Genomic DNA, 15,524 nt, shown 5'->3' on the forward strand with positions numbered 1-15,524 from the left:
GGTGCAGATGATGCCGATCAATGCTGCGCGCCGTAACCGCTGGTGGTGCAGCCCAGGCAGCGGACGAAGGCAGCCTTGCCCGGCTCGACGACCAATGCCTTGCCAGCTTCGCCGACGTTGCCGCCCAGCGCGGTGAAAGGCAGGCTGACGACAAATACGCCTGCGCCGATAGCAGTAGCGGCGATCAGTAGCGGCCGGGCAATCACTAGATCACCAACCATGGAGAAGGCCTTCGGCGCCTCGACGGTATACATCGGGTCGCCACTGACATTCTGCGGAACCGACTCCGCATACGCCGGCATTGCCAGCAGGCCGGTGGTCAGAGCCAAGACAACAGCGGTGGAGCGGAACAGTTTCATGGTGTGGTCCTTCAGCTGTGCGAAACGCGGCAATTTTAGTTGTAGCGGGCACTATAGCAGTGGCCGGGGCATGCTGGGCGTGAACGCCCGCGCAGTTGCGATGGCCTCAGCGCTGGCAACGGTGACAATAAACGCTGGCACGCTGACCGAGGCGGGTCTCGCGCAAGGTGGTGCCGCAATTTTTGCAGAACTCACCGCTGCGTCCATAAACGAACAATTCCTGCTGGAAGTAACCCGGCTTGCCGTCGCCACCCACGAAATCACGCAAAGTGGTGCCACCGCGCTCGATGGCCATCGCCAGTATCCGCCGGATTTCCTCGCCCAGCTTGAGGTAACGCGCTCGCGAGATGCTTCCGGCCGGCCGCCGCGGGTCGATTCCGGCGGCGAACAGCGCCTCGCTCGCATAAATATTGCCGACACCCACCACCACCGCGTTGTCCATGATGAACGGCTTGACCGCCATGCTGCGGCCGCGGGACAGCCGGTACAGCCGATCGCCGTCGAAATCCTCGCCCAGCGGCTCGGGGCCTAGGCTGGCGAGCAGCACATGGGCGAGCGGTTCGTCGCTCCAGAGCATCGCGCCGAAACGCCGCGGGTCGGTGTAGCGCAGCGCCTGGCCGGACTCCAGCAGGATATCGACGTGCTCATGCTTGGCCGCCGGCACCGTCGCCTCCACTAGCCGCAGGCTGCCGGACATGCCCAGGTGAACGATCAGCGTACCCGTCTCGGCCTTGATCAGCAGGTACTTGGCGCGCCGCTCGACCGCCTCGATGCGCTGGCCGGAGAGACGCACATCCAGATCCTCCGGAATCGGCCAGCGCAAGCGCCGGTCGCGCACCAGCACCCGGCTGACGCGCTGACCGAGCAGATGCGGTTCGATGCCACGGCGGGTAGTTTCAACTTCTGGAAGTTCGGGCATGGCAGGACATTGGAGACAGCGAAGGGATGCCGACCTTAACAGGCCAGTGGCGGAGCGTCAGCCCACGCCCAGCTCGCGGATGCTTTCCTTGAGGCAGACGAAATCATATTCCGAGAGCCCGACGTATTCGAGGACCAGCTGCGAAATGCCCTCCCACTCGTGATCGTCCGATTGCGCCCCGAGCACCCGATGGCAGGCGCAGATATGTTCTGCCATCTTCAGGATCGCCAGCAGCGTCTTGATCGGCGCATCGCGCCCGGAATCGTCGGAAAACAGTGACAGCGCGTTGTGATGATTGGCGATGGCGTCACACAGGTACAGCGGCAGATTCCACGACTTGGCGGTGAAGTAGCCGACCACCGCGTGGTTGGTGCTGAGCACGCGGTTCTCGATATCGACGATGCGCTGTTCGTCGCCAGCGCTGGCATAAGCTTCTTCCAGCACACCCATGTAACCGGGGAAGCGTTTGAGCATCAACGGAATGCCGCAGTTGTGGAACAACCCCAGGGTGTACGCCTCGTCCGGCGACTGGTAGCCGATGCGCTTGGCCAGCGTCAGGCAGGCCATGGCCACATCCTGCGCACTGTCCCAGAAGCGACTGAGGGTGACGATGGTCTCGTCACTCATCTCGCCTTTGATCGACTGCGCGTTGATCAGATTGATCACTGAGTTGCAGCCCAGCAGGTTCACTGCCTGCTGAATGGAGGCGATGCGATTGGCGAGGCCGAAATGCGGGGAGTTGACCAGCTTGAGCAACGCCCCGGATAGGCCTGGGTCCTGGCTGATCAGCCGGGCAATGGCCTTAAGATCGGGTATCGGCATGACCTGCTCCATCTGCAGGTCGACCATGATCTGGGGTTGCGGCGGTACGCTGATGCCTTGCAGTACCCGGCGGATCTGTTCGGCGGAAAGTTCGACAGCCATGAAAGGGGGAACTCGAAGAGAGGGCAAAGTGCCATCGGCACGAAAGGGCGAACTTTGGCTGAGATTCGGGTCCCATTTCAAGTGACTCGCATTCCGCGAGGCGACCAACTAGACAGACGGAGGCATGCCCATGACCCAATCCCTCAACGGCAAGCGCGTGGCAATCCTGGTCACCGACGGCTTCGAGCAAGTGGAGCTGACCGGCCCCAAGGACGCGCTGGAGAATGCGGGAGCAACCGTCGAAATCGTTTCCGCTAAAAACGGCGAAGTGACGGGCTGGAACCACACCACTCCGGCAGGGAAGTTCCATGTAGACAGGACATTCGCCGATCTGAACGTTAATGACTACGACGCCCTGCTGCTGCCTGGCGGGGTGGTCAATTCCGACACCATTCGCACCGACGAAACCGCGCAAAAGCTGGTCCGCGACGCCGCGGGCGCGAAAAAGCCGATCGCGGTGATCTGCCACGGTGGCTGGCTGCTGATATCCGCCGGCCTGGTCAAGGGCAAGCGCATGACCAGCTGGCCGTCGCTGACCGACGACCTGAAGAATGCCGGGGCCGAGTGGGTCGACGAACAGGTGGTGGTGGATGGCCAACTGATCAGCAGCCGCAAGCCCGATGACATTCCGGCATTCAGCCAAGCGCTGATCGAGGCGTTGTCCGCTTGATCCGACGACAGGCGCGACAGGCGTTGCGAGGATTTTCCAGCAGCGCCGGCGCGCGTGGCCTGCCGCTCGTTTAGAATGCCCGTCTTTTTCCCGGAGCCCCGCCGATGACCCTGCCCAGCCTGCGCCTCAAAGCCAACGCCGATCGCCGCCTGCGCGCTGGTCATCTGTGGGTCTACAGCAACGAAGTTGACACCGCGGCTACGCCGCTGGCCGGCTTCGTAGCCGGGGATCAGGCCGTGCTCGAAGCAGCCGGCGGCAAACCGCTGGGTATCGTCGGGGTGTCGCCAAACAACCTGATCTGCGCTCGCCTGCTGTCGCGCGATCTCAAGCACAGCCTGGACAAGTCGCTGCTGGTGCATCGCATCCAGGTCGCGCTATCGCTGCGTGATCGCCTGTTCGATCAGCCGTGCTACCGCCTGATATACGGTGATTCCGACCTGCTGCCGGGCCTGGTGGTGGACCGCTTCCACGACCATCTGGTGGTGCAGCTGGCTTCGGCCACCATGGAGCGCAACAAGGATGCCGTGCTCGAAGCCCTGGTGCAGGTGCTCAAGCCGCGCGGCGTGCTGTGGAAGAATGACTCCAGCGCCCGCGACGCGGAGGGCCTGGAGCGGTACGTCGATACTGCGTTCGGCGTGGTCCCGGAATGGGTCGCGCTGGAAGAGAACGGCGTGAAGTTCGAGGCTCCGGTGCTGCAAGGCCAAAAGACCGGCTGGTTCTACGACCACCGCATGAACCGCGCGCGCCTGGCGCCCTACGTGAAGGGCAAACGCGTGCTCGACCTGTTCAGCTACATCGGCGGCTGGGGCGTACAGGCCGCGGCCTTCGGCGCCAGTGAAGTGTTCTGCGTCGACGCTTCAGCCTTCGCCCTGGACGGCGTCGAGCGCAATGCCGCACTCAATGGCGTGGCCGAGAAGATGACCTGCGTGGAAGGCGATGCCTTCGAGGCGATGAAGGAACTGAAGAACGCCGAAGAACGCTTCGACGTGGTCATCACCGACCCGCCAGCGTTCATCAAGCGCAAGAAGGACATCAAGAACGGTGAAGGTGCTTACCGCCGCCTCAACGAAGCCGCCATGCGTCTACTGAACAAGGACGGCATTCTGGTCAGCGCCAGCTGCTCGATGCATCTGGAAGAAGACAACCTGCAGAACATCCTGCTCGGCAGCGCCCGGCATCTGGACCGCAACATCCAATTGCTCGAACGCGGCGCCCAGGGCCCGGATCATCCGGTGCACCCGGCGATTCCGGAGACCCGCTACATCAAGAGCCTGACCTGCCGCATCCTGCCCAATAGCTGATTCTCCATCCGCAGTGCGCAAGGCGGCGGACCGCCTTGCGCTCACCTGCCCTTACTCGATGCCCTTGCGCTCCACGCTCCAGAGCAGGCTGCTGCACAAGCGGCAGAGTCGCCCGTAGAAGGTGCTGCGCGCACTCTCGTCGTCCATCAGGTGATAACGGAACCAGGCGGTCGTCGGCCCGCGATACTCACCGCCATTACCCACCGGCTCAAAATGGCTGACATAGCGCCGTTCACCCCAGAAGATCGGCACATTGACGCGGGAATAGGCCGGCTGCGCATTCAGATAAGGAATGGCTATGGTGTCAGCACCGCCCGACATCAGGAACATTGGCCCGCGCTGATTGCGCTGTGAAGCCGGGTTGTGTCCGAGACCGATGGTATAGGGCTGGATCGGCGCGGTGACCCGCACACGGTCATCCTGCCCGGCCATGATCGACCCGCCGCCACCCTGGGAATGCCCTGAGGTCGCGACACGTCCGGTGTTCAGCACACCGACATAGGTACCGTAGGTGCGGTTGCTTTCCTGCACCAGGTAGTCAAGACAGGCGAGCATGTCTCGCCCGGTGCCGGCGTTGGAGGTTTCCGCGGCAGCGACCACAAAACCGTGACTGGCCCAGTGGGTCAGCAACCCGGAATAGGCCGTCGGCCCGGTGCCGGTGCCGTTACCCCAGAGGATGATCGGGTGCCTGACGCCGTTCTGACCGAGCGTGCGCGGCCGGTAGACGCGGCAGTTAGGCCCTTCGCTCTGGCTACTGACCGCATATGGGCCGGAGTTATCGAAGCTCGAAGCCGATGGGAATGGCGTCCCGGGCGTGTCCGGCAAGGGAGCGGCCATCGCGCTGGTGGATATAACCAGCAAAGCGGCAGCGCCGAGGTATCGAAGTGAGATCTTGTGCATCTGCGTTCCTCAATTCTTATCGTTGGTATAGAAGGACACCCACCGTCCGACCGCAGCCCGCTAATGCGTAAAACAGGCACGCATGGTGAGGCGACCGCTCGTTGGTCAACGGCACGAGAGAAAAGGTGCGCTTGCCAGCGCAACGGTCGGGGTTGGACTCTAGCGAGCAGATGCCTGCTCGCCAGGCGAGCGGACCAGCGGTCGATGCCCCTCGAGGGCACGCAACGGCGGGGTGAACGGCATCGCCAGCAGCGCCGGCCAGCTAGCACGCGGGGTAGCGCAGAACCGGCAATCGTCCCGCCTGGCCCGAGCACCGGAACGTGCGTAGAATCGGTGATATGTCGCCATTCACCACACGGCGAACACTGAGCCCAGGCCCTACGAGCGTCTACCCGCCTCGACCCGGCCCCTTCCGAACGCGCGGTCACCCTCCGTTGCATCCGGCACAGGCGTTGCTCACCATACGCATACCTTTGCTTACCTGATCAGCCGCAGGAACCGTCATGCCCGATTACCGCTCGAAAACATCCACGCACGGCCGCAACATGGCCGGTGCCCGCGCGCTGTGGCGTGCCACCGGCATGAAGGACGAAGACTTCAAGAAGCCGATCATCGCCATTTCCAACTCTTTCACCCAGTTCGTGCCCGGCCACGTGCACCTGAAAGACTTGGGCCAGCTGGTCGCCCGTGAGATCGAAAAGGCCGGCGGCGTCGCCAAGGAATTCAACACCATCGCGGTCGATGACGGCATCGCCATGGGCCACGATGGCATGCTCTATTCGCTGCCATCGCGCGAGATCATCGCCGACTCGGTGGAGTACATGGTCAACGCGCACTGCGCCGATGCCATCGTCTGCATCTCCAATTGCGACAAGATCACCCCCGGCATGCTGATGGCCGCCCTGCGCCTGAATATCCCGGTAGTGTTCGTCTCCGGCGGCCCGATGGAAGCCGGCAAGACCAAGCTGGCCAGCCACGGCCTGGATCTGGTCGACGCCATGGTCATCGCTGCCGATGAAAGCGCTTCCGACGAAAAAGTCGCCGAATACGAGCGCAGCGCCTGCCCGACGTGCGGCAGCTGCTCCGGCATGTTCACTGCGAACTCGATGAACTGCCTGGCCGAAGCCCTAGGGCTAGCCCTGCCCGGCAACGGTTCGACACTCGCCACGCACAGCGACCGCGAGCAGCTGTTCCTGCGCGCCGGCCGCACCATCGTCGAGCTCTGCCAGCGCTATTACGGCGAGGGCGACGAATCCGTTCTGCCGCGCAACATTGCCAGCCGTAAGGCGTTCGAGAACGCCATGACCCTGGATATCGCCATGGGTGGCTCGACCAACACCATTCTTCACCTGCTGGCCGCCGCTCAGGAAGCCGAGGTCGATTTCGACCTGCGCGCCATTGATGCCCTGTCACGCAAGGTGCCGCAGCTGTGCAAGGTTGCGCCGAACATCCAGAAGTACCACATGGAAGACGTGCACCGCGCCGGTGGTATCTTTTCCATTCTGGGTGAGCTGGCCCGTGGCGGCCTGTTGCACACCGACGTGCCCACCGTGCACAGCCGGACGCTTGCTGAAGGCATCGCCCAATGGGACATTACCCAGACCCAGGACGAAGCAGTACACACCTTCTTCAAGGCAGGCCCGGCCGGCATTCCGACGCAGACGGCATTCAGCCAGTCGACCCGCTGGGACACCCTGGACCTGGACCGCGCCGAAGGCTGCATCCGCAGCGTCGAGCATGCCTATTCCCAGGAAGGCGGCCTCGCCGTGCTCTACGGCAACATCGCCATCGATGGCTGCGTGGTGAAGACCGCTGGCGTGGACGAGTCCATCCACGTGTTCGAAGGGACCGCCAAGATCTTCGAAAGCCAGGACAGCGCCGTGAAGGGCATCCTCAACGACGAAGTGAAGGCTGGCGACATCGTCATCATTCGCTATGAAGGTCCGAAAGGCGGCCCAGGCATGCAGGAAATGCTCTATCCAACCTCGTACCTGAAGTCCAAGGGCCTGGGCAAGGATTGCGCCCTGCTCACCGACGGCCGCTTCTCCGGTGGAACCTCGGGCCTGTCCATCGGCCATGCTTCGCCGGAAGCGGCTGCGGGCGGCGCCATCGGTCTGGTACAGGACGGCGACAAGGTGCTGATCGACATCCCCAACCGCAGCATCCAGCTGCAGGTCAGCGATGAAGAGCTGTCCCACCGCCGTATCGAGCAGGACAAGAAAGGCTGGAAGCCCGCCCAGCCGCGCGCCCGTAAGGTGACTACGGCGCTCAAGGCCTACGCCCTGCTCGCCACCAGCGCCGACAAAGGCGCGGTGCGCAACAAGGCGATGCTGGACGGCTGATCGTTCGGTTTATTGCGACGTAGAAAGCCCGACCATCGCGTCGGGCTTTTTCATGGCTCGCCGATGGCCGGTTCCAGGCGAACGCCATCGATCTCGATCGCATTGAATCGTGGCGCGACCAACTCGAAGTCACTGCGCTGCAAAATCTCGCTGAGCACGTCGCTGTCCGGGAGCACGCCTGCAGTGACGCGTAGCTGACCAATCCTGTCCCAGCTCCCCGCAGCAGCCTGCCCGAACACCGGCACCACCCACGGCTCGGCGCGAAGTAGCAGCACCTCGGATTGGCCGTCCCGGTCCAGATCCACAGCGAACAATCGGCACTTGTCTACGCACCCCTGATAATTGACCGCACGCGCCAGTGATCCGTCGTCATCCGCCACTGGTTCCCCAATCCAGGGCACTGGCGGTGCGGCAGCCACTTCCTGCTCCCGCGTCCAGGCCCAGTAGTGCTCCGCGCCATCCAGTCGCTGCAGATCGGCCTGCAGTCGTATGCGCAGCGCTTCGTCCTCCCAAGGCTTGCCCAGCTCCTCACGCAGCACTTGCAGATATCGCCGCCCAGGCTCACCCAGCTGAAAGCGCAGCGCGCCGAGATCGGTTCGTTCGGCTGGCAGCGTGGTATCGAGCAGCCGCTGGTACTGATTCGCCGCGCTCAGTTGCAGCGGGCTCAGCATCGGCACATGCATCAGCACCAGCAGGCATGCGGCGAACAGCGCCAGAGGCGGGTTGCTCTGCCGAAGCCCGCTCAGCCAGGCGGGATCACGCCGGAGCACCGCCCTCACCAGTGCAAGGCCATGGACCAGCGCTACCAGCGCCAGGAGCGCAGCCAATACGCGATCCGGGGTCAGCCCGTACTGATCGATACGCAGCCACAGCGCATGCATCGCGAGCCCGGCCAGCAGCGGCAGGCACAGCGAGCTGGCGTCGGCTAGCAGGCGCAAGGGCCGTGGGTAATGGGCAGCCTGCAGCCCGTCCTGCACAACACCATTGAGCAGCGCGATATGCGCGAACACCAACGCCAGCAGGATCGGCGTCGCGTGGCGTGTCGCCCAGAGCGGAGCTAGGCCAGTGAACGGCAGGAAGACCACGAACAGCAGCAGGATCACCACCGTCAACGGCAGCAGAAAACGACACATGGCCTGCAGCACGTTGCGCAGCGCATCGATGACTTGGCCACGCTCCTGCCCGATGCGCAGCCCGGCGGCGATCACCGTAGCGCTGGCCACCCAGACGAAGCCGGACGAACTGAACAGCCGCTTGAACTGATCAACCCCGAGCATGCTGAACAGGCCCGCCCAGAGCCAGATCAGCAGCCAGAAGACCCCGAGCATTACGAACGCCATGAACAACAGCAAGCCGTTGTTCCAGGCGTTCCGATAAAGCGCGCTGTAGTCGAAGCGCCAGCTATGAGCAGAGTCCCGCGCCTGGATGAATGGCGTGAGGATGTAGGCGAGCGCCAGCTGGCTCCAAAGCAACAGCGTGCCGGTCGTTTCATCGAAGTAATACCAGCGGGGCTGATCGAACTGAACCGCGAGCCACGCCGCCAGCGCCGCGGGCAACAGAATCGCAGGAAGCAGCAGCTTCCACCGCTCCGCCTCGCGCAATTGTCCCCAGAGCATCTGCAGCTGCCAGCCCCCCACCACAACCAGCACGATCAAGGCCGAGCAGAGAGACCGCCAGATAATCCCATGCGGCCAGCTCTCGCTGGCCATCCATAACGTCAGGCCCTGCAGCAGACCCACCGCCAGATAAACCATCAGAGGTCGCTGTTCAATTGCTAGTTGCATGGTTGTTCCTTCAGGAATTCGTGACAGCGCGGTCAGGCGCGGGTGATGCGGTTGCAACATCGGAATATCAACACGCCGTGCTGTGCCGATGGGGGCACGACAGCGACCGAGTATGTAAGGCGCCTCCGGCCGCCGCAATGCGCTTCCCATCGGGCTGTGACCGGATACGAGACCGGGGCGCCCTGCTCCACGGATATCAGGCCCGCTGCATCATTCGACGGGTTCAGCTGTGCCCCATCGACGGCGCCACGTAGAATCGCGCTCTTTTTTGGAGCATGCCATGAGCGCGCTGAAGTCCTCCCCCGAAGAGCCTCGTAACGATCTGGTCTACGGCCTCGACGATCGGCCCCGCCCCTGGATCGCCTTTCTCGCCGCGCTGCAGCATCTGCTGGCGATCATCGTCCCGATCGTCACGCCTGGTCTGCTGATCTGTCAGGCGATCGGTGTATCGCCCCGTGACACCAACATCATCGTCTCCATGTCGCTGGTGATTTCCGGCATCGCCACCTTTGTTCAATGCAAGCGCTTCGGCCCGCTCGGCGCCGGGCTGCTGATCGTGCAGGGCACCAGCTTCAATTTCGTCGGCCCGCTGATCGCCGGCGGCGTACTGATGGTTAAGCAGGGCACGCCGGTCGAAGGCGTGATGGCGGCGATCTTCGGCGTGGTGATTGCCGGGTCCTTTATCGAGATGGGCGTCTCCCGCGTGCTGCCGTTCATCAAGCGGCTGATAACGCCGCTGGTGACCGGCATCGTCGTGCTGATGATCGGCCTGACGCTGATCAAGGTCGGCCTGATCAGCATGGGCGGCGGCTACGCGGCCATGGGCGACGGTACTTTTGCGAGCCGCGAAAACCTGCTGCTGTCTGGTGTGGTACTGGCGGCCATCGTCGTGCTCAACCGGCTGCCGGTGCAGTGGATGCGCAGCTGCGCCATCATCATCGCGCTGGGCATCGGTTATGCGCTGTCGGCCTGGCTGGGACGCCTGAATTTCACCGGCATGCACGAAGCCGAGCTGTTCGAGATCCCGATGCCGCTGCACTTTGGCCTCGGTTTCTCCTGGAGTCTGTTCATCCCCATGGTGGTGATCTATCTGGTCACGTCGCTCGAAGCCATCGGCGATATCACCGCCACCAGCAAGCTCTCGCGCCAACCGGTTGAAGGCCCACTGTGGATGCAGCGCATCAAGGGCGGCGTCTTGGTCAACGGCGCCAACTCGCTGCTGGCGGGTTTCTTCAATACCTTCCCCAGTTCGGTATTCGCCCAGAACAACGGCATCATCCAGCTCACCGGAATTGCCAGCCGCTACGTCGGCATGTGGATCGCGGTAATGCTGGTGATCCTTGGGCTTTTCCCGGCGGTTGCCGGCGTGCTGCAGGCGGTGCCCGAGCCGGTGCTCGGCGGCGCCGCGATCGTGATGTTCGGCGCGGTGGCGGCTGCGGGCATCAACATCCTCGCGGGCATCAGGCTGGACCGCCGCGCGCTGCTGATCATTTCGGTCTCGCTGGCGCTGGGCCTGGGCTTTTCTCAGGTGCCGGAGTTCCTTGCCAATCTGCCAGTAGCACTGCGCAACGTGCTGGAATCAGGCGTAGCCACCGGCGGCATCTGCGCCCTGGTGATGAACTGGTTCCTGCCTGAGTCGCCGGCAGTCTCGGAGCAGGACCCGGCCTGATCAACCGGCGCGAGCACCCTCAGCGAGGCGCCGGCAGACCTCATCGGCGATCGCCAGGGCCGCGGTAAGCCCTGGCGATTCGATGCCGAACAGGTTCACCAGCCCAGCGATGCCATGCTCCGCTGGCCCATCGATGCAGAAGTCCGCTGCCTGCTCGCCGGGGCCGCTGATCTTCGGGCGAATGCCGGTGTATGCCGGCTGCAGCGCACCATCGGGCAATCCCGGCCAGTAACGCCGAATCGCGGCGTAGAAACGCTCCGCGCGGCTCTCATCCATCGTGTAATCGAGGCCGTCGACCCACTCCACGTCCGGGCCGAAACGCGCCTGACCGCCGAGATCCAGCGTCAGGTGCACGCCCAGCCCGCCGGGCTCGGGAAGTGGATAGACCAGATGGCGGAAGGGCGTGCGCCCGGTCTGGCTGAAGTAACTGCCCTTGGCGAAGTATTGCCGCGGCCGCGCAGCTTCGCTCAGGTGTTGGGTGCGCGTCGCCAATGCCGGGGCACCATGGCCGGCACAGTTGATGACTGTTCGCGCCAGCAGCTCCAGCGGATCGGCGCCGCCGATATGAACATGCAAGCCTTCGGAAGTGACGGCAATGCCTTCTACCGGCGTATTCAGCGCCAGCACCGCGCCATGCCGCTCGGCATCTCCCAACAGCGCCAGCATCAGCGCGTGGCTATCGACGATCCCGGTACTTGGTGAGAATAGTCCGGCCACGGCTTGCACCTGCGGCTCCAAGGCCAGCACCTCGCTACGGTCGAGACGCTGCAGGTCATCAACACCATTGGCCTGCGCGTGCCGCTGCAGCTGCTCCAGTGCGCCCAGCTGGGCCTCGTCGGTGGCGACGATCAGCTTGCCGCAACGTCGATGGGCCACGCCGTGGCTCTCGCAGAAGTCGTACAGCAATCGCCGCCCGGCGACGCACAGCCGGCCCTTGAGCGAGCCCTGAGGGTAGTAGATGCCGGCATGGATGACCTCGCTGTTGCGTGCACTGGTGGCGGTGCCGAAGGCCGCCTCGGCTTCCAGCACCAGTACCTCACGCCCGGCCAGCGCCAACGCGCGCGCCACCGCCAGCCCAACCACGCCAGCGCCCACCACCACGCAATCCACTCGATCCATGCCAGACTCCTCGACCCGAACACGTCCAAGCCTGCCGCAACCTCGGATGCCGGCCAAGAGTCGGATGATCTATCAACGTTTTCTGAAGGAAACCCGACATGCGCATCGGTCTGATCTCCGACACCCACGGCCTGCTCCGCCCCGAGGCACTGTCGGCGCTGCAGGGTTGCGAGCAGATCATTCACGCCGGCGACATCGGCAAGCCGGAGGTGCTCGACGGACTGCGCGCCATCGCACCGCTGGAAGCCATTCGCGGCAATATCGATACGGCTGACTGGGCGCAGCCATTCCCAGAGCGGCTGGATCTGCGTCTTGGCGGCCTAACGCTGCACGTGCTGCACGACCTCAAGCAGCTGGATATCGACCCGCTTGCCGCCGGCATCGACGTGGTGATCGCCGGCCACTCGCACAAACCCAAGGTCGAGCGGCGCGATGGCGTGCTTTACATCAATCCGGGCAGCGCTGGTCCGCGGCGTTTCAGCCTGCCGATCAGCCTGGCGCTGCTGGAGTTGAACGACGGTGGTGCGCAGGTCGAGCTGATCACACTCAGCTGACGCCCATGTAGCGATCGGCGCGGTGGTTGATTGCCAGCACCAGGTTCAGCGCCACGGCGCCGAGCACCGACAGCATCACCTTGTCCGCAGGAACGACAAACACGGCAGCCAGCACGATCAGCGAGTCGATACCCATCTGAAAGGTGCCGGCGCGCACACCGAAGCGCTCCTGCAGGAACAGCGCAAGGATGTTCACGCCGCCAAGACTGGCGCGATGGCGGAACAGGATCAGCAGGCCGACGCCAATGGCGAAACCACCAAACACCGCAGCGTAGACCACGTTCAGTTCGGCGAAGCGCATCCATTGCGGGGTCAGCTCGGCAAACAGCGAGACCAGCCCCACCGCGCAGACGGTGCGCAGGGTGAACTGCCAGCCCATACGCCAGATCGCCAGCCCATAGAACGGCAGATTGAGCAGGAAAAATGCCGGACCGAACGACCAGTCGAGCAGGTACTTGAGCAGGAACGCCAACCCTACGGTGCCACCCGTGAGCAGTCCGGCATGGCTGTAGAAGGCAATGCCGAGGGCGACCAGGGCGGTGCCGGTGAGCAGGGCCAGGCCGTCCTCCCACAGCGGGTGACGGACGAAGATCGCGGCAACGCGCTCGGCTTCCGGGGCGTCGGATTTGTCAGGTTGCATGGGATTTCTCGTTACGACAGCGACGGGCCAGCATAGAAGCTGCGGCCCGTTAAGGATTTGGCGCCGATCAAGCGAAGAGGGTGCCGGTCAGCTATGTTTTTGCCAAGTCTCGAAACAGTAGGCGGGGGCATCGCCGTCGGCCGGATGCGGCTGGCTGTCAACGCACTGCCACTCGGCCTCGTCGAAGGCTGGAAAGAACGCATCGCCTTCGGGAGCGGCATCGATTCGCGTGAGGTACAGCCGCTGCGCCTGCCCCAACGCCTGGGCGTACAGCTGCGCGCCGCCGATCAGCATCAGCTCGTCGACGCCCTGCTCGCGCGCCCACTGCTCGGCACGCACTAGCGCGGCGTCCAGGTCGGTGAAGGTTTCCGCGCCGTCTAGCTGCAGATCCGCCTGGCGACTGACCACCAGGTTGAGCCGACCCGGCAGCGGGCGGCCGAGCGAATCCCAAGTCTTGCGGCCCATGATGATCGGTTTGCCGAGGGTCATGGCCTTGAAATGCTTGAGATCGGCGGGCAGGTGCCAGGGCATGCGGTTGTCGAGGCCGATCACGCGGTTCTGCGCGAGCGCGGCGATCATGGCGAGGGGAAGACGGGTCTGATTCATGGCCGCGAGAATATCAGAGCGCCGCATCTTCCTGCAGCGTCGTCGCCTTCATAGCCGCGCAATAACAATCGCCACGTCAGCCGTTCGTCACCTTCATCTAGCTGAAACGAACATGGTGGCGAAACGTCAAAGTCCGGTCATGCAACTGGCTCAGGCTGTGACCTTCCAACCCGAGGAGATGCCGAAATGGCCCGCAAGACCACCGCTTCCCTTCGCCGCTGGCTGACCGCCTGCAGCCTGCTGCTCCCACTGGCCGGCTTTGCCGCCCCGGATGAACACGCCGCGAAACACCAGGCCGCGCGTGGTGAGCCATCGCCGCTGGTGATCGCCCATCGCGGCGCCAGTGGTTATGTCCCGGAACACACCCTGGCCGCCTATGCGCTGGCAGTATTCCAGGGTGCCGACTACATCGAGCCGGACCTGGTGATGACTCGCGACGGGCAGATCGTCGCCCGCCACGACAATGAGCTGGGTCTGACCACCGACATCTCCCAGCGCCCCGAGTTCGCCGATCGCAAGCGCACCCAGCAGGTCGATGGGGTCACCCTCACCGGCTGGTTCAGCGAAGATTTCACCCTCGCCGAACTGAAGACCCTGCGCGCCATCGAGCGCATCCCGGATATCCGTCCGGGCAACGCCCGCCTCGACGGTAGCCTGGAAATTCCGACCCTGCAGGAGATCATCGACCTGGTGAAAACCCTGCAACTGAGCCAGGGTCGGCGCATCGGCCTGTATCCGGAAACCAAACACCCGACGCACTTCCAGCAGCTTGGCCTGGCGATGGAAAAGCCGCTGGTGCGCATCCTCACCCGCAACGGCTATGTCGGTCGGCAGGCGCCGGTGTATATCCAGTCGTTCGAGGTGGACAACCTCAAGACCCTCAGCCGGCTCACCCAGCTGCGCCTGGTGCAGCTGTTCAGCTCGGGGCAGCCGTATGATCAGCAGGTACGCGGCAGCAAGCTGACCTACGCGCAGATGGCAACGCCGGCAGGGCTCAAGGACATCTCCCGCTACGCCGCCGGAGTCGGCCCGGAGAAGAGCTACATCATCCCGCGTGATGCCAACGGCAATCTCGGCACGCCGACCGGCTTCGTCGCCGCCGCCCACGCCGTGGGCCTCAAGGTCCACCCCTACACCTTCCGCGCGGAAAACGCCTTCCTGCCAGCCAACCTGCGCAGCAGCGACAAGCGCTATGAGCGCGGTGACAGCGAAGCGGAGATTCGCGCCTTCCTCGACGCCGGTATCGATGGGCTGTTCATCGACCAGCCGGACATCGCCGTGCGCCTGCGCAACGCAGACTGACGGCCGGAAACGAAACGGGCGGTCGTGATGACCGCCCGTTCGATTACGCCTTGCTGGCGAGCTTCTGCAGGTTTTCGTGGATCTTGAATAGCACGATCAGCAGTTCGCACCATACGCGGGTGCCGATCGAGCCGAATATTAGGATGCCCAGTGCCTGCCAGATGGCACCGGAAAACAGCGCGACGACAAATCCGACGACAACCGAAGCCAGGCCGAGCCAGTAGATCAGCGTGATGATTTTCGGGGTGAGCATGGCGTCGAAGAAAAACAGGTCTTTCATGGAATTCCTTTTCGTTGGCAGGATGGCTGGCCGAGGTGACAGCGTCTTTTGCCTCGTCCATGGCAAATGAAACGGCTCTAGGCCGCCCGATAGTGATCGGGGCGCGGATTCTAGCCGTCTGCGCGGCGACATCCAACCCAGCGGTAGCGAGATCG

15 protein-coding genes are annotated in these 15,524 nt (G+C 63.8%); 6 read left to right on the plus strand and 9 right to left on the minus strand.

Annotated elements, in window-relative coordinates; all coding sequences use genetic code 11:
• Positions 1 to 17: 17 nt before the first annotated feature.
• From CXK91_RS15800 to CXK91_RS15810, 3 genes are all read right to left on the minus strand, one after another.
• Entirely contained in the window at positions 18 to 359 is a 342-nt protein-coding gene (locus tag CXK91_RS15800) for a multidrug transporter (RefSeq protein WP_103457061.1), read from the minus strand.
• Positions 360 to 465: 106 nt separating this feature from the next.
• On the minus strand, positions 466 to 1,278 hold the full coding sequence (gene mutM, locus CXK91_RS15805; RefSeq protein WP_103457062.1) for a bifunctional DNA-formamidopyrimidine glycosylase/DNA-(apurinic or apyrimidinic site) lyase: 813 nt from the start codon (positions 1,276 to 1,278) through the stop codon (positions 466 to 468).
• Between the two features lie 57 nt (positions 1,279 to 1,335).
• Positions 1,336 to 2,202 carry an HDOD domain-containing protein gene (locus CXK91_RS15810; RefSeq protein ID WP_103457063.1) on the minus strand — a complete coding sequence of 289 codons (867 nt, stop codon included), beginning with the start codon at positions 2,200 to 2,202 and terminating at the stop codon, positions 1,336 to 1,338.
• Positions 2,203 to 2,332: 130 nt separating this feature from the next.
• On the opposite strand from CXK91_RS15810, the gene CXK91_RS15815 reads away from it, so the two are divergent.
• Positions 2,333 to 2,872, plus strand: coding sequence for a type 1 glutamine amidotransferase domain-containing protein (locus CXK91_RS15815; RefSeq protein ID WP_103457064.1), 540 nt, complete (start codon positions 2,333 to 2,335; stop codon positions 2,870 to 2,872).
• A 104-nt stretch (positions 2,873 to 2,976) separates the two neighbouring features.
• Positions 2,977 to 4,173: a class I SAM-dependent rRNA methyltransferase gene (locus CXK91_RS15820; RefSeq protein WP_103457065.1), complete on the plus strand. Its 1,197-nt coding sequence runs from the start codon at positions 2,977 to 2,979 to the stop codon at positions 4,171 to 4,173.
• 51 nt (positions 4,174 to 4,224) lie between these two features.
• On the opposite strand, the gene CXK91_RS15825 is transcribed toward CXK91_RS15820, so the two are convergent.
• Positions 4,225 to 5,073 carry an alpha/beta hydrolase gene (locus CXK91_RS15825; protein ID WP_103457066.1) on the minus strand — a complete coding sequence of 283 codons (849 nt, stop codon included), beginning with the start codon at positions 5,071 to 5,073 and terminating at the stop codon, positions 4,225 to 4,227.
• Between the two features lie 503 nt (positions 5,074 to 5,576).
• Between CXK91_RS15825 and ilvD the strand changes: the two genes are divergently transcribed.
• A complete protein-coding gene (gene ilvD / locus CXK91_RS15830; RefSeq protein WP_103457067.1) occupies positions 5,577 to 7,415 on the plus strand; it encodes a dihydroxy-acid dehydratase in 1,839 nt (612 codons plus the stop codon).
• Positions 7,416 to 7,465: 50 nt separating this feature from the next.
• Here ilvD and CXK91_RS15835 read toward each other — a convergent pair whose 3' ends face one another.
• A complete protein-coding gene (locus tag CXK91_RS15835; protein ID WP_103457068.1) occupies positions 7,466 to 9,199 on the minus strand; it encodes a DUF4153 domain-containing protein in 1,734 nt (577 codons plus the stop codon).
• A gap of 280 nt (positions 9,200 to 9,479) precedes the next feature.
• Between CXK91_RS15835 and CXK91_RS15840 the strand changes: the two genes are divergently transcribed.
• Positions 9,480 to 10,868 carry a uracil-xanthine permease family protein gene (locus CXK91_RS15840; RefSeq protein ID WP_103457069.1) on the plus strand — a complete coding sequence of 463 codons (1,389 nt, stop codon included), beginning with the start codon at positions 9,480 to 9,482 and terminating at the stop codon, positions 10,866 to 10,868.
• Here the strand turns inward: CXK91_RS15840 and CXK91_RS15845 are convergent, their stop codons facing one another.
• Positions 10,869 to 11,987 (minus strand): NAD(P)/FAD-dependent oxidoreductase, encoded by a 1,119-nt coding sequence (locus CXK91_RS15845; protein ID WP_103457070.1) that lies wholly within the window; start codon positions 11,985 to 11,987, stop codon positions 10,869 to 10,871.
• A 98-nt stretch (positions 11,988 to 12,085) separates the two neighbouring features.
• Between CXK91_RS15845 and CXK91_RS15850 the strand changes: the two genes are divergently transcribed.
• Complete coding sequence (locus CXK91_RS15850; RefSeq protein ID WP_103457071.1) at positions 12,086 to 12,541, plus strand: metallophosphoesterase family protein; 456 nt, start codon at positions 12,086 to 12,088, stop codon at positions 12,539 to 12,541.
• Here the strand turns inward: CXK91_RS15850 and CXK91_RS15855 are convergent.
• Entirely contained in the window at positions 12,534 to 13,181 is a 648-nt protein-coding gene (locus CXK91_RS15855) for a YitT family protein (RefSeq protein WP_103457072.1), read from the minus strand. The genes CXK91_RS15850 and CXK91_RS15855 overlap by 8 nt on opposite strands.
• A gap of 87 nt (positions 13,182 to 13,268) precedes the next feature.
• Positions 13,269 to 13,787, minus strand: coding sequence for a type 3 dihydrofolate reductase (gene folA / locus CXK91_RS15860; RefSeq protein WP_103457073.1), 519 nt, complete (start codon positions 13,785 to 13,787; stop codon positions 13,269 to 13,271).
• Between the two features lie 186 nt (positions 13,788 to 13,973).
• Here folA and CXK91_RS15865 point away from each other — a divergent pair, with 186 nt between their 5' ends.
• Positions 13,974 to 15,089, plus strand: coding sequence for a glycerophosphodiester phosphodiesterase (locus CXK91_RS15865; RefSeq protein ID WP_103457074.1), 1,116 nt, complete (start codon positions 13,974 to 13,976; stop codon positions 15,087 to 15,089).
• A gap of 43 nt (positions 15,090 to 15,132) precedes the next feature.
• Here CXK91_RS15865 and CXK91_RS15870 read toward each other — a convergent pair whose 3' ends face one another.
• A complete protein-coding gene (locus CXK91_RS15870; RefSeq protein WP_103457075.1) occupies positions 15,133 to 15,369 on the minus strand; it encodes a DUF4282 domain-containing protein in 237 nt (78 codons plus the stop codon).
• Positions 15,370 to 15,524 lie beyond the last annotated feature (155 nt).

Origin of the sequence: Stutzerimonas stutzeri, from assembly GCF_002909485.1 — a bacterium.
Classification (GTDB): Bacteria; Pseudomonadota; Gammaproteobacteria; order Pseudomonadales; family Pseudomonadaceae; genus Stutzerimonas; species Stutzerimonas stutzeri_AH.